The sequence below is a fragment of the Thermospira aquatica genome, assembly GCF_023525255.1.
GTDB lineage: Bacteria > Spirochaetota > Brevinematia > Brevinematales > Thermospiraceae > Thermospira > Thermospira aquatica.
Genome location: NZ_CP073355.1, coordinates 1,730,313 through 1,755,510 on the forward strand (window position 1 = coordinate 1,730,313; position 25,198 = coordinate 1,755,510).

19 protein-coding genes and 2 tRNA genes are annotated in these 25,198 nt (G+C 43.9%); all 21 read left to right on the forward strand.

Going from position 1 to position 25,198, the window contains the following annotated elements:
• Positions 1-103 precede the first annotated feature (103 nt).
• The 21 genes from carB to KDW03_RS08405 all read left to right on the forward strand — a co-directional run bounded on the left by carB (position 104) and on the right by KDW03_RS08405 (position 25,129).
• On the forward strand, positions 104-3,325 hold the full coding sequence (gene carB / locus KDW03_RS08305) for a carbamoyl-phosphate synthase large subunit (protein ID WP_271434618.1): 3,222 nt from the start codon (positions 104-106) through the stop codon (positions 3,323-3,325).
• Between the two features lie 30 nt (positions 3,326-3,355).
• A complete protein-coding gene (locus KDW03_RS08310) occupies positions 3,356-6,016 on the forward strand; it encodes an OmpA family protein (RefSeq protein ID WP_271434619.1) in 2,661 nt (886 codons plus the stop codon).
• A 12-nt stretch (positions 6,017-6,028) separates the two neighbouring features.
• Positions 6,029-6,373, forward strand: coding sequence for a cupin domain-containing protein (locus KDW03_RS08315; protein WP_271434620.1), 345 nt, complete (start codon positions 6,029-6,031; stop codon positions 6,371-6,373).
• Positions 6,374-6,386: 13 nt separating this feature from the next.
• A complete protein-coding gene (locus KDW03_RS08320) occupies positions 6,387-7,508 on the forward strand; it encodes an iron-containing alcohol dehydrogenase (RefSeq protein ID WP_271434621.1) in 1,122 nt (373 codons plus the stop codon).
• Entirely contained in the window at positions 7,490-8,593 is a 1,104-nt protein-coding gene (locus tag KDW03_RS08325; RefSeq protein WP_271434622.1) for a mechanosensitive ion channel family protein, read from the forward strand. Before KDW03_RS08320 ends, KDW03_RS08325 begins: the two co-directional genes overlap by 19 nt.
• Entirely contained in the window at positions 8,580-8,777 is a 198-nt protein-coding gene (locus KDW03_RS08330) for a hypothetical protein (RefSeq protein WP_271434623.1), read from the forward strand. The genes KDW03_RS08325 and KDW03_RS08330 overlap by 14 nt, the downstream gene beginning before the upstream one ends.
• 3 nt (positions 8,778-8,780) lie before the next feature.
• On the forward strand, positions 8,781-10,373 hold the full coding sequence (locus KDW03_RS08335; protein WP_271434624.1) for a thiamine pyrophosphate-dependent enzyme: 1,593 nt from the start codon (positions 8,781-8,783) through the stop codon (positions 10,371-10,373).
• Between the two features lie 4 nt (positions 10,374-10,377).
• Entirely contained in the window at positions 10,378-10,977 is a 600-nt protein-coding gene (locus KDW03_RS08340) for an indolepyruvate oxidoreductase subunit beta (protein WP_271434625.1), read from the forward strand.
• Between the two features lie 16 nt (positions 10,978-10,993).
• A complete protein-coding gene (locus KDW03_RS08345; protein WP_271434626.1) occupies positions 10,994-12,307 on the forward strand; it encodes a phenylacetate--CoA ligase family protein in 1,314 nt (437 codons plus the stop codon).
• A gap of 9 nt (positions 12,308-12,316) precedes the next feature.
• A complete protein-coding gene (locus KDW03_RS08350) occupies positions 12,317-12,742 on the forward strand; it encodes an amino acid-binding protein (RefSeq protein WP_271434627.1) in 426 nt (141 codons plus the stop codon).
• 874 nt (positions 12,743-13,616) lie between these two features.
• Positions 13,617-14,273 carry a late competence development ComFB family protein gene (locus KDW03_RS08355; RefSeq protein ID WP_271434628.1) on the forward strand — a complete coding sequence of 219 codons (657 nt, stop codon included), beginning with the start codon at positions 13,617-13,619 and terminating at the stop codon, positions 14,271-14,273.
• Positions 14,274-14,396: 123 nt separating this feature from the next.
• Positions 14,397-15,293: a DUF2225 domain-containing protein gene (locus KDW03_RS08360; protein WP_271434629.1), complete on the forward strand. Its 897-nt coding sequence runs from the start codon at positions 14,397-14,399 to the stop codon at positions 15,291-15,293.
• Positions 15,293-17,173: a tetratricopeptide repeat protein gene (locus KDW03_RS08365; protein WP_271434630.1), complete on the forward strand. Its 1,881-nt coding sequence runs from the start codon at positions 15,293-15,295 to the stop codon at positions 17,171-17,173. The genes KDW03_RS08360 and KDW03_RS08365 overlap by 1 nt, the downstream gene beginning before the upstream one ends.
• 23 nt (positions 17,174-17,196) lie before the next feature.
• Positions 17,197-19,290: a GAF domain-containing SpoIIE family protein phosphatase gene (locus tag KDW03_RS08370; protein WP_271434631.1), complete on the forward strand. Its 2,094-nt coding sequence runs from the start codon at positions 17,197-17,199 to the stop codon at positions 19,288-19,290.
• Between the two features lie 35 nt (positions 19,291-19,325).
• Entirely contained in the window at positions 19,326-19,661 is a 336-nt protein-coding gene (locus tag KDW03_RS08375) for an STAS domain-containing protein (RefSeq protein ID WP_271434632.1), read from the forward strand.
• A 93-nt stretch (positions 19,662-19,754) separates the two neighbouring features.
• Positions 19,755-22,013 (forward strand): alpha-hydroxy-acid oxidizing protein, encoded by a 2,259-nt coding sequence (locus KDW03_RS08380; RefSeq protein WP_271434633.1) that lies wholly within the window; start codon positions 19,755-19,757, stop codon positions 22,011-22,013.
• Positions 22,000-22,794: an inositol monophosphatase family protein gene (locus KDW03_RS08385; protein ID WP_271434634.1), complete on the forward strand. Its 795-nt coding sequence runs from the start codon at positions 22,000-22,002 to the stop codon at positions 22,792-22,794. Before KDW03_RS08380 ends, KDW03_RS08385 begins: the two co-directional genes overlap by 14 nt.
• Positions 22,795-22,890: 96 nt before the next feature.
• A tRNA-Val gene (locus tag KDW03_RS08390) sits at positions 22,891-22,965 on the forward strand.
• Positions 22,966-22,977: 12 nt separating this feature from the next.
• Positions 22,978-23,052, forward strand: a tRNA-Val gene (locus tag KDW03_RS08395).
• 120 nt (positions 23,053-23,172) lie between these two features.
• The gene (murC, locus tag KDW03_RS08400; RefSeq protein ID WP_271434635.1) at positions 23,173-24,582 is read left to right on the forward strand and encodes a UDP-N-acetylmuramate--L-alanine ligase; all 1,410 of its coding nucleotides are present in this window, start codon (positions 23,173-23,175) and stop codon (positions 24,580-24,582) included.
• Positions 24,545-25,129, forward strand: a complete 585-nt coding sequence (locus KDW03_RS08405; protein ID WP_271434636.1) for a hypothetical protein — start codon at positions 24,545-24,547, stop codon at positions 25,127-25,129. The genes murC and KDW03_RS08405 overlap by 38 nt, the downstream gene beginning before the upstream one ends.
• The last annotated feature ends 69 nt before the right edge of the window (positions 25,130-25,198 follow it).

Here is a 25,198-nt window from a genome sequence, read left to right on the forward strand (position 1 = left end):
TTTATTTCGGTTTTTTCAAAATAAAAATTGATCTCAAACATTCGACTTTTTCTTTTTTTTGCCTTATAATACTGGAGTTTTGGATTTTTTTGGAGGGATAGGGATGCCGAAAAGAACGGATATCCATAAAATTCTTATCATAGGTTCTGGTCCGATTGTTATTGGTCAGGCGTGTGAATTTGATTATTCTGGAACTCAGGCGTGTAAAGCTCTGCGAGAGGAAGGGTACGAGGTTATTCTGGTAAACTCAAACCCGGCGACTATCATGACCGATCCTGAGATTGCTGATAGGACGTATATTGAACCTATAGACCCTGAGATTATCGAAAAGATCATTGCCAGGGAACGACCGGATGCTCTTTTGCCTACCCTGGGTGGACAAACGGCTCTGAATACGGCAGTTATACTCTATGAGAGTGGCGTTCTGCAAAAGTATGGGGTTGAGATGATTGGTGCTCAATACCATGCGATCAAAAAGGGTGAAGACCGTGCCGAGTTTAACAAAGCCATGGAACGTATTGGACTCAAAGTGCCAGTCAGTCGTGTGGTGCATTCGCTGGAAGAGGCTCTCGAGGTGATGCATTATATTGGTTTTCCTGCTATCATTCGCCCTGCCTATACCCTGGGAGGAACAGGTGGTGGTATTGCCTATAACCAGGAAGAATTTGTTGATATTGTGAAAAAGGGACTTGAACTTTCGTTGAAAAGCGAAGTCCAGATCGATCGTTCGCTCATAGGCTGGAAGGAATATGAGCTTGAGGTGATGCGAGATAAAAATGATAATGTGGTTGTTATCTGTTCGATTGAGAACTTTGATCCCATGGGAGTACATACGGGGGATTCGATTACGGTAGCGCCAGCACAAACACTTACCGATCAAGAGTATCAACGGCTCCGAGATTATGCTATAGCTATTATACGTGAGATTGGTGTGGAGACAGGGGGATCAAATATTCAGTTTGCGGTAAACCCAAAAGATGGGGAAGTTGTGGTGATCGAGATGAATCCCCGTGTCTCGAGAAGTTCTGCGCTGGCATCGAAAGCGACTGGATTTCCTATAGCCAAGATTGCTGCCAAACTTTCGGTAGGCTATACCCTCGATGAGATCCAGAATGATATCACCAAAGAGACACCTGCGTCCTTTGAACCAACCCTTGACTATGTAGTGGTGAAAGTGCCCCGTTTTAATTTTGAGAAGTTTAAGGGAACGATTCCGGTGTTGGGAACTCAAATGCAATCGGTGGGTGAGGTGATGTCTATCGGTCGTACCTTTAAAGAAGCCTTTCAAAAGGCACTTCGCTCTCTCGAGAAGGGATGGAGAGGCTGGGAAAAAAGTGGTATGGTTAATTTTGACGCTGATATGCTTATAGAAGAAAAACTCAGAATCCCCAGCCCTGATAGGGTTTTATATATCAAGGATGCTTTCCTTCGTGGGTGGTCTATTGAGCGAGTCTATGAACTTTCTGGTATTGATCCCTGGTTTTTGAAACAACTTGTTGAGATCCTTGAAGTTGAGAAGGTTTATTCTCAGAGGACGCTCGATTCCCTTACGTTAGAAGATTTTAAAGAAATAAAACAGTACGGCTTTTCCGACGCCCAGATAGCGGAGTGGTATGGTGTTGGAGAAGTGGATGTTCGTCAGAAGCGTCAGTCTCTTGGGGTATTGCCCACTTACAAGCTGGTGGACACCTGTGCTGCAGAGTTTGAAGCAAGAACCCCTTACTATTATTCCACGTACGAAGATGAAGATGAAGTGCGCTTTTCTCCTAAAGAGAAGGTGATGATTCTCGGGAGTGGACCCAATCGTATCGGTCAGGGGGTCGAATTTGATTATGCCTGTGTGCATGCGGCCTTTGCTCTTCGGGACATGGGCTACGAGAGCATCATGGTGAATTCCAATCCAGAAACAGTCTCCACAGACTATGATACCTCAGACAGGCTTTACTTTGAGCCGTTAACCTTTGAGGATGTGATGAATATCTATGAAAAAGAAAAACCTCTTGGGGTTATCCTTCAGTTTGGTGGACAAACCCCGCTTAAGCTCGCAAAATCTTTAGAGGCGGCTGGTGTTCCTATTCTGGGGACCTCAAGTGAAGCCATTGATATAGCTGAGGATAGAGATCGTTTTCGTGATCTCGTGGAAAGGCTGGGATTTAAACAACCGCCTTCTGCCATTGCGCGAAATATTCACGAAGTGGCTGATCTTGCCGAGAAGGTGGGATATCCTATTCTTGCGCGTCCTTCGTATGTGCTTGGAGGCCGGGCTATGGTGATCCTTTACAACCGTGAGGATCTGGAACGCTACCTTCAGGAAGAGATAGAGGCGCTTAAAGATGGGCCTGTTCTTATCGATAAATTTCTCGATGATGCCCAGGAAGTGGATGTGGATGCCTTGGGGGATGGTGAAGATATCGTGATAGCGGGAATCATGCAACATATCGAGGAGGCAGGTATCCATTCGGGAGATTCTGCGATGGTTCTCCCACCCGTCTCTCTTTCAAAGGAGATGGTGGATACGATTATTCATCAGACGATTGCCATGGGCAAGGCACTGAAGGTGAAGGGGCTTATGAATGTACAGTATGCTATCAAGGATAATGAGCTCTACTTTATTGAGGTGAATCCCCGTGCTTCCCGTACCGTGCCTTTTGTAAGCAAGGCTACAGGGAGACCGTGGGCAAAATTGGCTACTCAGATAGTGATGGGAAGGGCTACGATTAAAAGCCTTGGTCTTCCTCTGTATGAAAAACCCCATTTTGTTTCCGTGAAAGAAGTGGTGATTCCTTTTCAGAAATTTCCTAAGGCGGATGTTATTTTGGGACCGGAGATGAAATCTACCGGTGAAGTTATGGGGATTGATAGAAACTTTGCTCGTGCCTTTATCAAGGCTGAGATGGCGGCAGGAGATACCTATCCTACAAGTGGCAATGTCCTGATTACTGTGAATGATAGAGATAAACCTAAGATTGTTGATGCAGCTCGCAGACTTGTTGAGATGGGATACCATATTCTTGCAACAGAGAATACAGCTAAATATCTCAAGGAAAACCAAATCCCCTGCGAGATGGTATTTAAGTTGGGACAGGGTAGGCCAGATATTCTTGACTTGTTAAAAAATCATCAGATACATATGATTCTCAATACCCCCGCAAGTTCGAAGGCGCACCACGATGATGCGTATATCCGCCGGCAGGCAATCCAGAATCATATCCCATTGATTACAACTGTTTCGGCGATTTATGCAGCGGTAGAGGCACTTGCCGAAAGAGGGAAAAGTCTTGATGTTCAAGCGATCCAGGAGTACTACAAGGAGAAGATGAAATAAGGGATAAAAAAACAATAAGAGGAGGATAGAATGAAGGTGATGAAAAAAATGTGGATTGTATTGGGGTTGTTTCCAGCTTTAGCAGGGGCTATTGTTGATGGAAGTCAGTGGATTTATCTTGGGGTGACTCCAGCAGGTTCGGGAAATGGGTATGCAGGTGTTACTTCGGATGAGAGGAGTAGTTATCTCTTTTTGAATCCTGCCGCTCCAGCCTATGTTCAAAGACTTAATCTTTCTCTTCAGGTGGGTATTTCTCCCTGGCAGTCGCTTGTGAATGGGAGTTTTTCTATGCCTATTCCAACTGGTGTGCTCTCTGTGGGGGGAAAACTCCTGAATGGACCGGAGAGTCTTGGTGGAGTGAATGGTTTTTTTGTTGGTTTTAGCAAGGCTATTGATCGTTATCTTTCTTTTGGTTTTGATGGGTATATGATGGTTCATGGTGCCGGTTCTAATCAGATGGATATTGCTGTTGGAGGGGATATTGGTGCTATTGTGCGTCTGCGGAAAAGCTTTGCTCCTTTTGATAAAGGGATAGGTTTTAAGGATAACGTGGTTGGGATTACCCTCAAGGGATTGGGGAAGCCAGCGCAGGTTCTTGCTGATACCCCGGTTCCCGCTATTGGAATACGGGGTGGTATATCAGGCACATGGATGGACTATGGATGGTTGAAGGCTCAGACAGGGACAGAACTCAATCTGGATGTATGGCCATTTCAAGTTTATGGAATTGGCTATACCACCTTTTCGATTGTTGATCATCTTTATCTGCGAGGGGGACTGGTGCTTGGAAACAACGGGTTGGGGTGGTTCGGAAATGGCGTGAATTTTTATACTCTGGGTGCGTCGTTTGCCTACAAGATCAACGAGGTGCCTTTTGAGGTTTTTTACTCTTATAACCCTGTAACACTCAATAACACTTCTTCAGCTATGCATATGGCAGGTGTTCAGGTAGCGTTTGGTTATATTGATGAAAAGCCTCCTGTTGTAGATTTCAAGGTAGCCTCCTCTGATCTGGTTGATGGAGTATACTACTTTTCTCCAAATTATGATGGCAATAAAGATGTTGTTGAGCTTGCGGTCAATATAAAAGACGAAAGCCTTGTACAAAAGTGGGAAGTCAAGATCTACAATGAGAACAATGAGGTAGTTCGCAGCTTCCGTTCTGAAGAGGAGCGCGATATAGGTCTTGATTTTGTTCGGTTCTGGAAAAAGCTCTGGGCGAAAAAAGCAGCCGTTCCGGTTCCTGAAAAGATTGTCTGGGATGGGACCTCGGATAAGGGGACACTTGTACCGGAAGGGAAGTACTTTGTGGTCATGACAGCCCGGGATGAGATCAATAACCAGGGAACATCTTCAACGAATGCTCTTGTTTTGGATGTCACAGCTCCATCGGGAAGTATAGCCCTGTATGATAGGATCTTTTCTCCTGATGGGGATGGCAACAAAGATGTTTTAAAACTTGATCAGCAGGTATCTTCTTCGGATCGATGGAGAGCAGAGCTCCGTAACGCAAGTGGCGATGTGGTGCTCTCCTGGACTTGGCAGACGAATATTCCTTCTTCTCTTACCTGGGATGGGACGGATGCCAAAGGACAACTTCTTTCGGATGGTGTGTATGATTATTTGTTGTATGGTGAGGATCTTGCGGGGAATAAGACTATCCTTTCAGCGAAGGGAATTGTGCTTACCACACAGAAACAGTCTCTCTTTGTGAATTTAGACAAACAATCTTTTTCTGCGCTCAAAGGACAGACAGTAAGCTTCCAGCCAATGGTTTCTGAGCGACAGGGGATCGAGAAATGGTCGGCTGAGATAGGAAATGACCTCGGTGAAGTGGTTTACCGTTGGGAAGGGAAGGCTGATTTGCCTACCAACTTCACATGGGACGGAAAAGATGAACAAAAGAAAGTGGTAAAGGATGGTCCTTATACCTTCAAGATGAAGGTAGTGTATGAGAGCGGCCATATGCCAGAGGCAGAATCAAGGGTGATTCTGGATAACACACCTCCTGCTTTCACTTTTGAGTTTGACCCGCCCCTTTTCTCCCCTGATAATGATGGTGAAAATGACACTCTTTATATTCATCTTTTAACAGAAGATCCTCAGAATGTGAAACAGTGGGAGATGGTGATTCTCGATCCGGACAAAAAGCCCTTTAAGATATTTAAAGGTGAGGGGAATCCTGCACCCACGATCCGCTGGGATGGCCGCTCTGACAATGGAGAATTGGTAGAGTCTGCTCAGGATTATACTGTGAGACTCACTGTTGAGGATACCGTGGGGAACACTCTAACGACGAATGCGGGTGTGATTCCTGTGGATATCCTTGTGGAACAAACGGAGCTTGGTTTACGTATTCGTATCAATAGTATTGAGTTCGAGTTTGGCAAAGCAAACCTGAGGAGTGCCAAGATGCCAATCCTTGATCGTTTGGCCCAGATTCTCAAAAAATACAGTGCCTATGAGATCGAAGTTCATGGACATACGGATAATATTGGAAGTGAACAGAGAAATCTCGAGCTTTCTCTCCAGCGTGCACAGGCTGTAAAAGATTATCTTGTGAAGAAGGGTATTCCGGCTCGTCGTATGACGACAAAAGGTTTTGGTTTCCAGTATCCAGTTGCAGATAATGCAACCGAAGAGGGCCGACGAAAGAATCGCCGTGTGGAGTTCATCCTTATTAAGAAGTAAGGAGAAATACCTATGGTGTATCGCTTTGCAGATCATAAAAGAGAAACACGAGAGAAGATGCGAGGAGGTGAGGGAGTTATCTCCCTCACCCATCTTATTCCTGAGGAGAGGCTTCATCATGCCCGCCTGGTGGCACGAATTGAGGTTCCTGTAGGGGCAAGTATTGGTTATCATTATCATGAGTCAGAGGTGGAGTACTATATCATCCTTGAGGGTCATGGTGAGGTTATCGAGGGGGAAAAAGTGACATCAGTAGACGTGGGGGATGTGGTGGTCACAGGTCCACAAGAAGGACATGCTATTCGCAACGTGGGTTCTGAGCCTCTGGTGTTTTTGGCCATTATTCAAAAGCTTTGATGAAGGAGGGATTATGGATAACTGGCAGTGGCGGACCCCTCCTGTGTTTTTTGGATGGGGGTGTACACACAGTGAGCTTCTCTCATTTCTTTCTTTTCGAGGAAAACGGTGGGCTGTGTGTATGGGCTCTCACTTTCTCCAAAGGGAGTGGTCGCACTGGCAAGAGGTGGCTCATGATTATGGATTAGAGGTTGAGGCTTTTGTAGTGAGGGGTGGTGAACCAACGGTTCCCCAGGTGGATGAGCTTACCATGAGGGTGAAAGCGTATCAACCGGATGGGATAGTAGGTATTGGGGGTGGAACTGTCCTTGATACAGCCAAGGCTGTAGCTGCTATGGTGGTTCATCCTGGGAGTGTGGGAGACTACCTCGAAGAGGTAGGAACGAAAAAGCTTTTTTCTCAACCTCTTCCCTGGGTTGGAGTTCCGACGACAGCAGGAACAGGATCAGAATCTACCAAGAATTCGGTCATAATTGTTCCTGAAAAAAGGGTAAAACGTTCCTTGCGCCATGATATGCTCTGGTCTCAGGGTGTCTTTCTTGATCCAGCTCTTACCCTTTCGCAGCCCTGGGAAGTAACGGTAAATGCCGGACTTGATGCCTTTACCCATCTGTTGGAGGCTGCGGTAAGCAAGAAATTTCACCCTTTTGCTCTTGCTTTAGCTGATCGATTTCTTGGAGATATTATTGAGGGACTTTCTTGTTTGAAAGAACATCCTGAGGATAGAGAAGCACGAGAGAAGCTTCTTGTCGCAAGTAACGCGGGAGGGATGGCATTGGCAAATGGAGGGCTGGGATCGGTACACGGCTTTGCTGCGACACTAGGAGGTATGACAGATATTCCCCATGGAAGGGTGTGCGGGATAATTCTTGATCATGTGGTAGAGGTAAATAGACGCTATACTGAGAGATATGAGATGCTTGCGCTAGTAAAACACCACGGAGGAAGTGAAGGGTTTGTCCATTTTCTTTCTCAGTGGAAAAAGATGCTCGGTGTAGATACAGATTTTCGGCGCTGGAATCTTGCCCTCGACCCGGTGGAGATTGTGAGGCTTTCTACCAGTTCGAGTATGAAGGCTAACCCTGCTGACGTGCCGGCTTCCGATTGGATAGCTATGTGGAAAAATCTCTTGTGATGGGGATGGGTATGGATCTTTTGATTTTAGGTGTACCTCTCTGGAGGTATCTTTTTCTCGGGGGACTGTTTTTGTTGGGTCTTGTTTTAAGTCTTGGTTTTGATTGGCTTTTGAAGGTGTGGATCCTGCGCAGGTGGAAACTTCATGATAAAGGCAAACTTCGCAAGCAGGGATTTCGTAAGCAAACGGTTGGGATTGTGATATTTGCCGTAGGGCTTGCGTTTTCCTCTTCAGCTTCTTTGCCTGAGAGGTGGCTTGTCTTTCTCCAGAGGGTATGTGTGATTGGTATTGGGGTAGAGCTTACCATTATTGTGTCAAGAATTTTGGAGGTAGCGTTTCGAGAGTATTGGTATTATAAAGCACCTGATCGTGATGAGAAATTTCATGATGGTTTTGTAAAGAGTATCTGGGGAGTGTTACGGCTTTTTTTGTGGATTGTGGCGTTTTTTATCATCCTGGATAATGTTGGTGTGAAGATTAACACGATCCTGGCGGGTCTTGGTATTGGTGGTATTGCCGGGGCGTTTGCTGCTCAATCGGTACTGGGGGATCTTTTTGCCTTTATCTCTATTTTTCTTGATAAGCCTTTTGAGGTTGGAGATTTTTTGGTGATTGATGCAGAGAACAAGGGAACGGTGGAGTATATTGGTCTCCGTTCTACGCGTATTCGGAGTCTTTCGGGGGAGCTTCTCATTGTTCCCAATCGAGAGCTTACCTCTATGAGGTTACATAATTATCGGCATATGGAACGAAGGCGTGTTGTGATCAAATTTGGTGTTGTGTATGAAACAGCGCTTGAAAAACTCAAAGAAATTCCCTCCCTTCTTAAAGAGATTATTGATGCCCAAGATCAGGCGACGTTTGATCGCTGTCATTTTGACAATCTTGGGGATTATAGTTTAGATTTTGAATGTGTCTATTGGGTAGAGAGTAACGATTTTGGAATACATATGGATGTGAAGCAGGCGATTCTTCAGAGGATGATGGAGGTTTTTCAAGAAAAAGGTATAGAATTTGCCTATCCTACGCAGGTGCTTTATACTTATCAGATGAAAAAACAAGGAGGAGAAGATGCGACAGAGTAAAATGCTTCTTCAAAACTGGATTATGGTAGGTATTGGCGTTTTTTTGATGTATTTTGGTTTTTTCTTGGTCTCTTTTATTAAGCTGAATTATGAGGGATGGTATGCGCTGATCTCTGTAGCAACGATTGTTGGGGGGATTGTCATGGTTTTGCTTGGGTTGTGGTTGGGTTTTGAGCGAGAGTAAGATATGAGAGTTTTGTTATCTGGAAATGAAGCGGTCGCGAGGGGGGCTTATGAGGCAGGCGCCGGTATAGCAACAGGCTATCCCGGTACACCCAGTTCGGAGATTATCGCTACTCTTGTGGAAAAATATGCTGATGTCGTGTGTGAATGGAGTGTGAATGAAAAGGTGGCTCTTGAGGTGGCGATAGGCGCATCTCTTAAAGGAGTACGTTCATTGGTTACCATGAAACATGTAGGCCTTAATGTGGCGGCAGATCCTTTAATGACGCTTGCCTTTACAGGTGTGAATGCTGGGTTGGTGATTGCGGTGGCGGATGATCCGGGGATGCATTCCTCACAGAATGAACAGGATAGTAGACATTGGGGTAAATTTGGGTTTCTTCCCATTCTTGAGCCCTCAGATAGTCAAGAAGCAAAAGATTTTGTGCGTTTAGGGTTTGAGATTTCCGAAAGGTTTGAGGTGCCGTTAATTCTTCGGTTGGTGACTCGTGTGTCACACACCCGTACCCCCGTATGGTGTGATGAACCACCTTCTCAAATGCCCCTGTTCTCTTATCAAAAAGACATTCGGAAATACGTTATGGCGCCGGCTAATGCTATACACAGACATCCCCTTGCTGTGGAGCGATTCCAGAAACTTCGTGAGTTTTCTGAGACCTTTTCAGGCAATATTGTAGATAGCCAGGAAATGAATCGACGGGTTGGGATACTGACCCATGGGCTAGTTTATCACCATGTTAAAGAGGTATTCCCCGATGTACCGGTGATGAAGATAGGCATGTATCCTCTTCCTGTGAAAAAAATTCAGGATTTTGCTAGTTCTGTGGAAGAATTGTGGGTAGTAGAGGAGTTGGATCCTCTTATCGAAGAGGAAGTAAGATCCCTGGGAATCTCTGTAAGAAGAGGAAAGGGGGAGATCCCCTGGTGTGGAGAGCTTACACCGGATGTTCTTCGTAAAGCTTTTGGGCTACCGGTAGAGATCTCGTGTCTTGTGGAGGAAAAACTTCCCGCCCGTCCTCCAAAGATGTGTCAGGGATGCTCTCATATTCCCGTATTTGAGGTTTTGCGGGACATGGAACTTACCGTATGGGGAGATATAGGGTGTTATACTCTTGGGGCTTTTACTCCCTATAGTGCTATGGATACGTGTATATGTATGGGGGCTGGTGCAGGAGTGGAAGCGGGATTCAAAAAGGCTGCAATGAGGCAAGGTGAACATGTTCGTAGCGTTGGTGTGGTGGGGGATTCGACGTTTTTTCATTCGGCAATGACCCACGTGGTCAATGCAGTGTACAACAAGATTCCGATGAAACTGTTGGTTCTGGACAATCATATTACTGCTATGACGGGCCATCAACCAAACCCGGCAAGTCGTGTGAATGCCTATGCTCAGACAACGCCTTATGTGGATATTGAAAAGGTGGTGCGGGGACTGGGAGTGGAACGGGTGGTTAAGGTTTCTGCCTATGATCGGGAAAGGTTAAAAGCAGTTATAGAAGAAGAATTGATAGCCGAGGGACCTTCGGTTATCATTGTGGATGGGGTTTGTGTTATCGCACAGCCAAAGTTAAATAAGTTGTGGAACCGTGGGGGATAAAGATATGAATGTGAAGAGTGTGGTTGTATGTGGTGTTGGCGGACAGGGGATTGTTCTCGCTTCGGATGTTCTTTCAGAAGTCCTTTTTCGTGCTGGTTATGAAGTGAAGAAAAACGAAATACATGGAATGAGTCAGCGTGAGGGTTCTGTGGTGAGTTTTGTTCGGTGGGGCGACAAGGTATTCTCACCTGTGGTGAGTCAGGGCGAAGCGGATATTCTTATGGCTTTTGAGTATCTGGAAGGACTTCGATATCTTCCTTTTCTCAAAAAAGGTGGTATAGGATTGATCAGTACGCAGCAAATTGAACCAATTCCTGTGAAAACAGGGCAGATGTCTTATCCGCCTCAGAGGGATGATCTTTTTCGGTGTGTAGGACAATTGCTCATGATTGAAGCCGAATCATTGTCTCGTGAAGCTGGTAATCCGAGGGTGACCAATACGCTCTTTCTTGGAGTACTCTCGTGTTTTTTACCCGAAGTAGAGGAGAAACACTGGATGGAAGTGCTTGCTTCGATGATTAAACCTGATTATCTCGAGGTAAATAAAAAGGCTTTCTCGTTAGGAAAGGATGTTGGAAGAAAGTTTTTAAAGGAGAAACTATAAACGAAGGAGGTTGGGGATGAAAAATTCCCATGTCTATTGGAATCAGAAGGACGAGACCATGGATGTTTCTGTGAGGGCTTCCCTTCAGTTGTACAGACTAAAGGAATTGGTCTGGTATGTGTATGATCATGTGCCTTTTTATAAAAAAAAGTTTGATGAAAAGGGGGTACATCCGAGAGATATACGTTCTCTTGAGGATATTCGTCTACTGCCGATGACGACAAAAACCGATTTGAGAGATAATTATCCCTATGGGCTTTTTGCTGTTCCTATGGAAAAAATTGTTCGTATTCACGCATCCAGTGGAACGACAGGGAAGCCTACAGTGGTGGGGTATACAGCATCAGATATTGCCCTGTGGTCCGAGGTGATGGCACGATCGCTTGTTTCTGCCGGGGCAACGAAGCATTCTATCATTCAGAATGCGTATGGTTATGGACTTTTTACCGGGGGGTTGGGAGTACACTATGGTGCTGAAAGGATTGGAGCAACCGTTATCCCTATCTCCGGAGGAAATACAGCGAGACAACTTCTAGTTCTTGAAGATTTTGGTCCTGACATAATCACCTGTACCCCTTCGTATTCATTGTATCTCGCAGAAGAAGCGCACAAAAAAGGGCTCAATTTACACAAACTCAATCTCAAGTATGGGCTTTTCGGAGCTGAACCGTGGAGTGAGGCGATGAGGGATGAGATAGAGAGAATGCTTCCTATCAAAGCTATAAATATTTATGGTCTTTCTGAAATCATTGGTCCTGGTGTGGCTTGTGAATGTCTGGAACAAAAAGGGCTCCATATCTATGATGATCATTTTTATCCCGAGATTCTTAATCCTGCTACGGGTGAGCCTGTGGCTCCAGGAGAGCAAGGGGAACTGGTGATAACGACCTTGACAAAGGAGGGTATTCCTCTCATACGCTACCGAACAAGAGATCTCACACGTTTTCTTGTGGGGGAATGTGCTTGTGGTCGAACATATCCAAGGATTGATCGTATTATGGGGAGAACTGATGACATGCTTATTATTCGTGGGGTGAATGTGTTCCCCTCTCAGATTGAAGAGGTACTGGTACAGGTGGAAGAGGCATCCCCTCATTATGTGCTTATTGTGGATAGGGAAAATAACCTTGATGTACTCACGGTAATGGTTGAGGTAAATGACAGAGTGTTTTCCGATGAGATTAAAGGTTTAGAGACGATAGAGCAAAAGATTCGCCATGAGATCCAAAATGTGCTGGGTATTTCTGTGATGGTGAAATTAGTTGAACCTCGAACTATTGAACGTAGTGAAGGCAAAGCAAAACGTATCATTGATAATAGAAAGCTGTAGGAGGGAAGTATGGTAAGGCAGATCTCTGTCTTTTTGGAAAATAAAGAGGGAAGACTCTATGAGGTGACAAAGTTTCTTGCTTCTGAGGGGGTGGATCTGCGAGCGTTGTCTGTTGCAGACACCAAAGACTTTGGGGTATTGAGGCTGATTGTAGATAAGCCTGACAAAGCTCTCAATGCTTTAAAGACAGCAGGATATTCTGTTCGTTTCACTGAGGTGGTGGCGGTGTCTTTGCCAGATCGGCCCGGGGAACTAGCCAATATCCTTGGAATTCTTCATGAGAACAAGGTAAATATCGAGTACATGTATACGCTGGTTTCTTGTTTTGAGAACGAGGTGGTGCTTATTCTTCGATTTGAGGCTCCCGAAGCTGTGGAGAAGCTTCTCCGGAAGCATGGAGTAAAGGTTGTAGGAGAAAAGGATATTGTAAAGTAAAAGTTTTTGGAGCATCTTTCGTAATACCTGGCAAACTCCGAACATGCTTTCCTGTCTTTAAAAGAGAATGTCTAACCAAAGTGAAATTTTTTCGTTTTTTATGGAGCTTTTCATTTTCGTAAGGATGTGTTAAGAAAATGCTGCAACCTTGTCCTGTGTCTCGAAAAAAGGCTTTTTACGTTTATCGTCCTGGAAAATTTCTTACAAGGAAGATATGGGTATTTATATGTTATTAACAAAATATTTCAATAAAATTATATTTCAATAATAGAATATATTGTTGTCTAGAGGGGGAATGAATCATGCGAGAGGTTGTGTTCTGTATTTTGAAGAAATTTCTTTTGTTTTTTTATTTCTCATTTTTTACTTTTTTTGGTAAGTAAAGAGACAATGCCTTCTTTTCCCGTTGCGTCAAATAAAAAAGTACGTGAAATTCGAATCATTGCCTCATAAATAAAAGTACTTGAAAATTTCATGCTGTTTTGTCCGAGTTTTTGTTTCCGTGCTGCCTCAAGAGCCTGGCGGCATAGTTTCGGTTTTTTAAACCTGTTATCCTCACAAAGTAATCCAGTATCTCCTTTTTCTCCTTTTTGCTGGCTTTTTGATACTCTGCTTCGACAAGCTCAGCATATCATTTCGCCGTTTCCCTGTCAATAGGTCTTTTTTCAAACATCGCCAACCCAATTCCGGTTGGCGAGCCTGTCGAGCCACGGTTGGCGAGCTTGTCGAGCCATGAACTGGATTATTTTACACAAATTTAAAGTACTTTTTTATTTTGCAATAGCGTTCCCTTTTCGAGTACTTTTATTATGAAGCAATTCGAATTCTTGACTTTTTTTGGTTTTGGGCTTAAAGTATATAAACAGGAGTTTCTATGGGAGAATTAAAAAATATCCTTGAAGATATCGTGTGGCGGATGATTGAGGAGATTGAAGAGAGCAAAGAAGGCAGGCTTTCTCACGAACAAAAGATAGAAATGGCTGCCTATGTCCTCAATAGGATGCGACCCCTTTATACAACAAGTGGACGGGGTTTTGTGTACATGTTGCAAAAATATGATAGTGATCCTCAGTTTTTGGCTGATATCTTGGTTTTGATTTCTCAAGCCTTGAAGATTGTTTCACGTTCTGTGGAGAAGGGTCAAGAAACAATACAAAATCTGGATGTTGGTCAGTGGTATTATTTTTTCCCGAGGATCTATGGTCGTGTGCTGGATGGACGTACGATGGCCCCGATTGAAGAGGGAGAGGTGATACTTTTGCGTGATGGCAGCATTCAGCCCAGTTATTATGCCAAGTGGTATAATCCGTATCATATTCGATCGGATGAGGGTGGGTGGTATGCTTTTGCCCCCATGCCACTTGTAGCCAGTGAACAGAAAACACAGGAGTTTACGTTTGTGCTTCGAGTGAGTACATCGCTTTGCAAACATGAGTATTCTTTTGTTTTAAAAGTGGTGCCCCGGGATTGGACGGGGGAGGAAGACGAGGTTTTTTCTGAGATTTTTGAAGTGCCTGATATTTATATATAGGAGTTTTTCATGCAAAAGATGGTAAATCCATGGATTTTGATTGGGCTCATGGTAGTCATCTTTATGGCGGTTATTTTGGTACCACAATCTCTCTGGGTGTTTTTTTCTCTGAGGTTTTAAGGTATGCCCGAAGATGTAACCTTTTTTTCCAAGGAAGAAATTACCTGTCCTGTGTGTGGAACCAATTTTCACAGAGAAGAACTCCTGACCGGGCGGGGAAGGTTAAATGCAGGAAAGCTTACAGAAGAACTTCGACGCCTTTATATTCCAACTCAGAAATATGGTGCGATTAATCCTTTAATTTATCCAGTTACGGTATGTCCTAATTGTTTATTTGCCTCAGCGGATGAAGATTTTGAAAAATTACCGCCGAAAATGGTGTCTAAAGTAGCAGAGTATCGAGATGTTCGTGCCAAGTATATAGTGAAAATTTTTGGGCGTATCCCTGATTATACCATGAAACGGGATCTGGTTGCGGGAACAGCAAGTTATATCCTGGCAATTTCTTCGTATGGTTTTTTTGAACCTCGAAAGTTTTCCCCCACTATTAAGAGAGGGATCTATTCTCTTCGGACGGCCTGGCTTATGCGGGATCTTTATGAGCAGACGAAGGATAATCGCTACCAGGAACTCAGCGAAATCTTTTATAAAAAAGCAGCCGAGTTTTATGAGCTGGCCATGGATCGTCAGGCAAAGGCAATCGAGCCGCTGGAGTCTTGCAAAAATTTAGGACCGGATACGGATCACAATTATGGGTATCAGGGGGTTTTGTATATTTTAGGGATGTTAAAATATAAAATGAGTGTTTTTATAGAAGATCCTTACGAAAAAATCAAGGTATATGAAGAAGTAAAACGAATTTTGAGTAAGGTCTACGGTCTAGGCAAGAAGAAAAAAGACACCCCAGAAATTCTTTTAAACCTTTCCAGAGAGGTAAGAGACAAAATAAACACAGAGCTTACTACCCTTGAAGTGCAGCTTGGGGTTCAGTCGGATCATAGTATGGACGGAGAGGAATGATGAGGTATTGGCTGGTAGGGTGGATGCTTTTCTGTTTGATTGGGGGGAGTCTCTTTGCCCAGTCATCAGAGGTTGAGAGATTGTCATTGGCTAGACAGGCATATGAAAATGAGTCATATCTGGAGGCACTTGATTATATTAGAACGATACTCAGGAATAATCCTTCGTATGGAGATGCTTATCGGTATCTTGCGATGGTGCATTATGCCCTTCAGCAATATGCTGAAGCTGCAAATGCAGCGGAACAGGCTTTGCGTTATAACCGCCAGGATACCGAGAGTATGATTCTTCTGGCCAATAGTTATCGGGAGATGAAAGAATATACAAAGGCGGAGAAGCTTTATCAGGATATTTTGAAACAGTATCCGGCATTAGCGGCGGCTCACCGTGAACTTAGTCTGTTGTATGTGCTCCAGAATCGGCTTTCTCTCGCTTATCAGTCTGTGCAACGTGCTCTAAGGTACGATGTTGATGATTGGCAGAATTTTCTCATCCTGGGGAGGTATTATCAAGCAAAAGGGGACAATAAAAATGCAGAGGCAGCCTTTGCAAAGGCTTTGCAGATGGAACCTCGGAAAAGAGAGACACACTTTGCTCTGGGGGATTTTTATTTTCGTACAGGTCAGTATGAAAAAGCAGTTCAGGTACTGAAAGGGGCAATTGAGCTTTTTGACCATTTTGTTTCGGGGAGGGCTGTCCTGGCAGATGCTTTTCTTGCTCTAGGTCTGTTTTCTGATGCCTTGGTTCAGTACGAGTGGCTTGAGAAAGAAAAGGTTTACCATGCTCCTACAGAGGAAGCTCTTCTTGCATACAAAATGGCTTTAGCTTATGGGGTGAAAGATAAAGAAAAGGCTTTGAGTTATTACCAGAGGGTGCAGAAGCTTGCTCCAAAGGATCAGTTCTACGAGTTGGGATATCAAACATACCTTATTCAAAATCAAGAAGTGACAAACGATGTTCGTCAAAATGAGGCTCTGAAGGTGTATGCGCAAGCTCAGAGGGTGAAACTTCAGGGGGATCTTAAGTTGTTTTTTGTTCTCTTGAGAAAAGCTTTGTTGCTTGATCCTTACCTTAAGAATGCCAGGATGGATCTCATTGAGTTTTATGAGAGTCGTGGTATGTGGTCAGAGGCATATGAAGAGCTTCAGATTTTGAAACGCTTTCATTATGATCTCAAGATTCGGGATAAACTGGCACGTTATGACTGGGAGATAGCAAGAAAGAATATAGTGATCAATAAGCCGATAATGCATCAATATAAAGGTTATGTGATTTTTGATAGCGATTTTTTAAATATGGCAGAAGTCGGGCAACACCTTCTTCTTGAATACTCGGGATTTTTTTTAAAATTTAAGTTTTCAGGGGGTGATTTCCGAAAAGTAGAAAGCACAAAAGAGTTGTTGTCTCTTTTACGAGCAAAAGGCTACGATTTTTTTGTGCGGGTAAAACTTCATCCATCGAGAAATCAAGTGCAGGTAGAGGTAGTGGATGGGAATGCGTCGACGCTGGCTGAGCAGGTTTTCCCTTTTGATCAGAAGACGATGAGGGATACCGTGTGGCGCATTGTTACGTGGATGGATGGTGTTTTTCCAGATATCTACCTTTTGAAGGTAGAACAGACGAGGCGTCAGTATGTTTTAGCTGCGGGCTCTCTCCAGGGAGTAAAAGCAGGGGAAACATGGATTGGTTTTGAGAGACGATCCCTGCAATCTGTACTTCGTCTAAATGTTAAGTCAGTGAACAAAAATGAAAGTGTGCTGGAGGCAGTTATGCCCGGAAGCAACTTGGATTATCCTGAAAAAGAGGATTTGTATTTTATACGTGAAAAAGATTTTACACAAAAAGACTTGACAAAATTAAAATTTATCTTAGGATATTAGGGTGAGATTTGAGGAGGCCTGGAATGCAGCTTAATCTCTATTTTGGGGTACCGCTGGTTATAGCATTTTTCTTTGCTTTGGTGATGGCGGTACAGGCTGAAAGCTACAAAGAGAGACTGTTTAAGTTTTTGTTTTGGTTTTTTACTTTTGTGTTTTTAAAATCTCTTCTTTATAGCTTAATAGGTTTGTTGGATGTTTCTTTTGTGAAACAACAGGTGGGTATTTCTAACATTGAGCAGACAGTGGTAAATCCTCTTTACCTCAATTTTTACAACTGGCGTTATCTTGTGTGGCATGTTGTTGAGACAGGATTTATTGTTTTTGTGAGCAGGTTTTTTATCCTTGAGAAGGCTGAGGCCGAGAGAAAGAAAACAAAGGGACGCCGTATTTTCTTTGGAGTCCAGTTTGCTCTCCTGATTGTGACAACCTTGGTTTTGTTGGTTGTGGGGCTGGGACAACCTGTTGAGGGATTTAGTCTTGGGAGTGAATTTCTTGATAGGTTTTTACTCGGCTTTGGTGGCCGTTTTTTCTTGGGAGCATGGAGAATTGCTCTGCTCATCTGGCTGTGGTTGAGCCTTGGTTCTATCTATGGATATACGATAGATCTGTTAAAACCTATCTATCGCTATAGACCAATCCTTTTGGCGTATATTGTAACGGAAATGGTTTTTCATTTATTTTCGATTCTTGTTGCTTATTATTCGATGAAGGGTTGGCTTGTTCTTCCATGGTTGAGTGTTGTTGCTATGGCAGTTTTCTCTTTTGGTGTTCAGAGGGAATTTGTGGCGGATCTCGAGGCCAAGGTCCAAAACCTGGACAAAGAAAAGGATATTATTATCCAGCTGATGAGAGATATTAGTGCTATCGTGGGGTCTGGAGAACTTGATCTGGATGTGGTGGTGAAGCGGATTGTGGATGCGGCCGTACGTGGAACCAATGCAAGGGGTGGAGCGTTGCTTCTTAAGGATGCGGTAACGAATCGCTTGCAGGCAAAATATGTGAGTGGCGTATATCCTCCAACGAAACCTTTTAAAATAGGCGATGGCATGGCAGTTACTGAATCCATGCTGGTAGAAAAATTTAAACTTGAGAGGATTGCTATCGGTGAGGGTTTGCTGGGACAGGTGATGGAGGAGGGAGAATCTATTTATATCCCTGATGCTCTTCGTTCAAGCCGTTATGTTCAGCCTGTGAAAGAGTATATGGTTGTGACATCGTTTATAGCGGTGCCATTAAAAGCCAGAGACAATGTTTTTGGTGTGCTCACTGTGATCGATGATGCAAGATCTTTTCTTGTAAATGATTTGAGCCTTGTGGAAACACTGGCCGAACAGGCTGCAATTAACATTCAGCAGATTCAGATGTATCAGGAGGTTTTGGAGAAGAAACAGGCAGAAAAAGAGATTGGTGTGGCGGGAGAGATTCAGAGTTCTCTGGTTCCACATTCTTTTCCTGATACGGATAAATATGAATTGTATGGCTTCTCTATTCCTGCCAAGGGAGTGGGAGGTGATTACTACGACTATATTGACTTTGGAAATAATAAGATAGCCATGACGATGTTTGATGTTTCTGGTAAGGGTGTGCCTGCGGCGCTCATCATGGTGATGATTCGAAGTATTTTGCGAACAGTGGCATCTCTGGATGCAGAAACGAAGCATATTCTTGAACGTTTGAATAATACGATTGCACAGGAAATTGTAGAAGATAGGTATGCTACTGGTTTTTATCTTTTGTATGATGCGGAAAAAGGTTTGATGAATTATACGAACGCGGGACATGGCCCTCTTGTTCTTTATAGAGCTTCTGAGGATACCTTTCAATTTCTGGATACAGAGGGTATGCCAGTGGGTATTATGCCCGAGGTGAATTATGGACAGGATTTTGTGACGCTGGAGAGTGGGGATATTGCGGTTCTGTATACTGATGGTATTACCGAGGCTATGAATTTGCAGCATGAGGAGTTTGGTATGGAGCGGTTGCAAAACGTTATCCGTACCTACAGACGTGAGTCGGCGAGAGAGATTGCGAATAAGGTCCTCGAAGAGGTAAATAAGTTTGTAGGGACTGCGCCGCAACATGATGATGAAACTCTCTTGATTTTAAAAGCAAAATAGCGTATAATATAAGAGAAAAATTGGAGGAGGCTGGTATGGAAATAAACCGCAGAGAAACAGGGGATGTGGTTATCTTTGACATCAAGGGTGAGATTGACCTCTACAATGCTCCTGAGATCAAAGACAAGATTAAGGATGAGATCAATAAGGGCAAGGTCAACATCATCATTAACCTGGACAAGGTGAGCTATATTGATAGCTCGGGGATTGGAGTGTTGATTTCCAGTCTTTCGAACTTGAAGAAGGTGGGAGGCGCTCTGAAACTTATCAATGTGTACGCTTCTGTGCGCAAGGTTTTTGAACTTACAAAGCTGACCAGTTTCTTTGAGATTTACGACAGCGAAGCTGACGCCCTTGCTGCCTTTAAGTAAGTGGTTATTTTCTCCGGAGTTTCTGTTCTTAGCGGGTGAGAGAAGGAAAAGGCATGGGTTTACCGTGCCTTTTTTGTATTGAGCGAGGTAAAGATGAGTAAGATGTTTGAAGGCAAGGGTGTGGTAATCATAGGGGGAGGGAGACTTCAACTTCCTGTAATAGAAAAGGCCAGAGAACAAGGAGCAAAAGTTATTGTGGTTGACCGTAATCCTGAGGCTCCTGGAGTAAAAAAAGCAGATATCTATGTGCCCTCTAGTACGATGGATGCTGAGGCGACAGCAGAGCTTCTTTTTCAAATTGCTCGGGAAAAGCAACCAATTCATGGTGTGCTTACGGTAGGTACGGATGCCTCGTATACGGTGGCTGTATGTGCTAAAAAGCTTGGAGTGCCTGGCATTGAACCGGAAGTAGCCCTTCGTGCTACCGATAAACACCTCATGCGTCAAACCCTTCGTCAGGCTAGGGTTCCTGTTCCAGACTTTGAAATGGTGGATACTTACAGTCGAGCCATAGAGGTGTTTGAGAGGCTTGGCGGAGACTGTGTGGTGAAACCGGTAGACAACATGGGAGCACGTGGAGTACGCAGAGTCTCTACGTTGGAAGATCTGAAAGAGGCGTGCGATCTTGCCTTTCGTTATACGAGGAGTGGTCGTATTCTTATAGAACAATATATCGATGGAGTGGAACTAAGTATTGATGCTCTGGTCATTGAAGATGAGATTGTGATTACCGGGATTGCTGATCGTATTATTGAGTATGCACCTTATTTTGTTGAAACGGGACATATTCTTCCTTCTCAGATGCCACAAGAAGTGATTCTTTCCGGATTGGATGTTTTTCAGAGGGGGGTGAGAGCTCTGGGGATTCGTTTTGGGGCAGCAAAGGGGGATATCAAAGTGACCCCTACCGGAAGTTTTGTGGGAGAAATTGCTGCTAGGTTGTCTGGAGGGTTTATGTCTACCCATACTTATCCTTATGCCACAGGCGTAGACTTGATGGAAAATATTCTTCGTCTTCATTTGGGTATGGGATTAGGGGATGTGATTCCAAAGAGATCGTGGGTTTCTATAGAAAGGGCAATTATTCCTCCGCTGGGAATAGTGGAAAATATAATGGGAGAGGAAGAAGCGAAGGCTATTGAGCATGTTCGCGATGTTATCGTCGAGGTAAAAGTTGGGGATCGTGTTCGCGAACCGCAAAACAATCTCGATAAAGCAGGACATGTGATCGTTTGTGCTCCGACCTTTCGTGAGGCGCTTCATGCCTCTCATCAGGCGGTGAGAGCTGTCAAGGTAGATACCAAACCTTTAGAAGAAGATATTGTCAATGTTTCAGTGGTTTTGGAAAGAGCCCGGACACGTTTTCATGGACAGTGCTTTGTATGTCCGGATTGTGATGGGGTGAAATGTCGAGGAATGGTACCCGGAGTTGGAGGAGTTGGTCTTGGTACAGGGTTTATCAGGGCTGTGGAACGACTCAGAAGGTGGGATGTTGTGCCTTCGTATCTCCATCAAGCGAGTGTTGTAGATTTGCGGACTCATTTTTTAGGCATGGAGCTTTCTATGCCTGTTATACCTGCCCCAATTACGGGGGCAATTACAAATCTTGGAGGGGCAATTTCAGAGCTAGAACTGGCACGTGCTATTGTAAAAGGAGCGAATCAAGCAGGTGTTTTTGGGACGGTGGGAGATGGGGCAACACCTACCAAGTATCGTATAGGGATACGGGTGATCCTTGAGAATTTTGGATTGGCTATACCCTTTTTTAAGCCCCGGATGGATAATGCTATGATTGTGGAGCGAATGCTTGCTGCTGAAGAAGTGGGGGCTATTGCTGTGGGTATTGATGTCGATGCAGCTTCGTTTGTGACCATGGAGATGAAAAAACAGTCAACCGTAACCAAAAGTATTGAAGAAATAGCCTCTCTAATGGAAAAGGTAAAGCTCCCTTTTATTTTGAAAGGAATTCTCTCTCCTCTGGATGCAAAATTAGCTTGTGAGATTGGGGTTTCAGCTCTTGTGGTTTCTAACCATGGAGGGAGGGTAAGCGATGCTACTATTGCTCCGGTGGATGCTTTGCCACGGATACGGGAAGTAGTAGGGGATATGCCTCTTATTCTGGATGGAGGAATACGAAGTGGCTGGGATATTGTTCGTGCCCTTGCTTTAGGGGCGGATCTGGTGATGGTAGGGAGGCCTGTCATGATCTATGCTGTTGGGAATGGCGTGGCAGGTGTACGCTACTACCTGGAAAATCTGAAAAGAGAATTTCGTAAGGCATTATCTTTGGTAGGGGCTTCTACGGTGGAAGAGATCAAAAGAAAGAAGGATATACTTTATGAGAGATTATGATCAAGCTCTGAAAGTAGCTCTCAAGGCTAGCTGGTCAGCGGGAAAAGTGATTAAAGAGGGTTTTGCTTCCTCAAAGAATATCCAGTTTAAAAGGTTTGCTGATCCTGTTACGGAATATGATCGCTTGTCAGAGAAAGTAATTGTCGAGATTATTCAGCGATGGTTTCCGGATGATTCTATTCTCACAGAAGAGGTTCTTTCGAGTGAGAGATCTCCTGAATGGCGATGGATTATTGATCCTCTGGATGGTACTGTGAACTTTACCCATCAGATTCCTTTTGTGTGTGTATCTATGGCGCTTGAACATCAGGGCCGGATTGTTGTTGGTGTGATTTACAATCCTATCTTGAACGAAACCTATTGGGCAGTGAAGGGGAAAGGGGCCTTTCTCAATGGGAAACCTATAAAGGTTTCTTCTATCTCTGATATAGGAAAGTCTTTGGTGGTGACGGGTTTTCCTTATGAACGAGAGGGAAGGATAGAAGAGGTTTTGAAGCCACTTCCGGTGTTAGTTCGAGATTTTGAGGGTTTTCGACGTCTTGGATCGGCAGCTATGGATCTGGCATATGTTGCCTGTGGTCGTTTTGAGGCCTTTTATGAGGAGAATCTTAAACCCTGGGATACAGCTGCGGGGATGCTTTTGGTGTTGGAGGCCGGAGGAAAGGTGACAAACTATCGAGGAGAGGTTTTTGATCCTTTTCAAAAGCATGTTGTGGCCACCAATGGATTGGTGCATGAGAAGATGCTTGAGATTTTGTCTGGGGTACGACCGGTACAGTAGAGGGGGGAGAGTGGGGATAGTTTTCGCCATTTTTTTGAAAAAAAGACTTTTCACTTGCAAAATTTTTTCTTTTGCCTTATACTATAGGGCGTCAACGGGCGGTTAGCTCAGATGGTTTAGAGTATCTGCATGACACGCAGGGGGTCACTGGTTCGAATCCAGTACCGCCCACAGCTAACAAAAGGGTGGTTAGCTCAGATGGTTCAGAGCGTCTGCCCCACACGCAGAAGGTCACTGGTTCGAATCCAGTACCACCCAGAGTGGGCTGTCTTTGGGGACAGCCCATTTTTCTTTCAATGGCGTATGGACTTATTTTTTTTGGCAGAAAGCCGATACCTAAAAAAGGGGTAATAAAAAAGTTTCCCTGAGGAGTGATATATGGGTTCATTCTTTTCTTCCGATCAATTGAAACAGAAGCTGCATGTTTTTCTTGTAGGTATAGGTGGTATTGGCATGTCTGCTTTGGCTCGTATCTTGTGGGCGCGTGGGCATCATGTTTCTGGTTCTGATAGGAGTGATTCTGCTATTTTACAGGATCTTCGTCAAAAAGGCATGGAGGTTTTTGTTGGTCATAGAGCTGCCCATATTCATGAGGATATCGACCTTGTTGTGTATACGAATGCGGTGAGCATCGAAGATAATCCTGAGCTTATTCAGGCTAAACAGCTTGGTGTCCCTATTATTGAACGTGCGAAGTTGTTAAATATGCTTGCGTCTTCAAAGTATGCGATTGGCGTATCGGGGACCCATGGCAAGACCACTACTACCTCGATGTTGGCAAAGATCTTTCTTGCTGCAGATCTGGACCCTTCTCTGGCAGTTGGGGGAGTTTTGTCAGATATTGGTGGTTCCGGATATGATGGGAAAGGGAAATTTTTTATCTATGAGTCGTGTGAGGCGTTTGAATCGTTTTTGAAGCTTTATCCAGATACAGCGGTGATTACCAACGTAGATGCCGATCATCTGGATTATTATAAAACGTTTGATAATGTGAAAAAGGCGTTTGCTAGCTATATGCAAGAAAATGTTTCTCCTTATGGACTTCTTGTCTACAATCGTGACAATGAACCTCTTCGTGAGATTGTGGATCGTTTACGATTACCCCAGGTTATCTCCGTTGGTATAGAAACCCCAGCTGATTTTGTAGCCAAGAATGTGGAGCTTTCAGAGTTTTCTTCTCGTTTTGTTTTGATGCGGGGCAAGGAGGAAATTGGTACCTTCTACGTGAATGTGCCAGGACTTCACAATGTATACAACGCACTTCTGGCTACGGTAACGGCAAAACTTCATGGAGTTCCTCAGGAGGTGATTTACAGGACATTATCCACGTTCCAAAATGCAAATCGACGATTTGAAGTGAAATACCAGAGTGAGGATCTGGTGGTTATCGATGATTATGCTCACCATCCCTCAGAGGTTATGGCAACCCTCAAAGCCGCAAGACGTCTTGCGGAGAAAAATGGAGCTGAGCTTGTGGTAGTTTTTCAGCCCCATCTGTACTCTAGAACCCTCTCTTTTTATCGAGAATTTGCGCAAGCTCTTTCTTTAGCTGATCGTATTATTTTGACAGAGATTTATCCCGCAAGAGAGGTAAATCCAGGAAATGTTTCCAGTGAACTTATCTATAACGAAATCGTAAAAATGCGCGGTAATTCGAGATTGCATTATTTTGAATCCCTGGAACAGGTGAAAAAAGCTCTTCCGCAGATTATGAGTACCCAGGCGGTATTGGTTACTCTGGGAGCAGGGGATGTCTGGAAGATTAGCAATACTTTTTCTGTGGCTTAGTGTAGCTGTTTTTGGTTTTTCGGCAACGATGAAGTCTAAACTCGAGGTTGATGGCTACTATTTTTCTGAGGTATCTCAGGAGGAATTAAAAGGCATACGGGCAAAAGGTGTAGCCGACATGCTCTACGAGAAACGACAATGGAACCAGGCTATTCGTTATTATGAAATGGCGGCCGATTATCTTCCTCGTGAGGCAGATATTTATTTTTCTCTAGGGCGGATTTATCACCAGCGAAAGTTATACATGCTTGCGTATATGTACTATAAAAAGGCTAAAGAATGTTACGAGTTGCCGGAAAACCAGCGGAAATCCAGAGAGAATTCTTATTTCAATGAAATATATATGGGGATTCTTCTTGTTCAAATGGCAGAAATGGACAAGACGTATCTTGATAAAGCTTGGGATATTTACAAAGAGCTTAAAGTATACGTCAGGGAATTAGAATATGATTATCCAGACGCTTATAAAGAGTATCTGGTCTTTGAACAGCTTTTGACCCTTGGTTTTGTGGAGAGCAAAAAAAATTTCTCTTCTCAGACAAAGTAAGAGTATACCTATGAATCAAAGCTTTTGATTTTTGACTTTTTGTTTTTTTTTCTGTATATTTTACTAGTT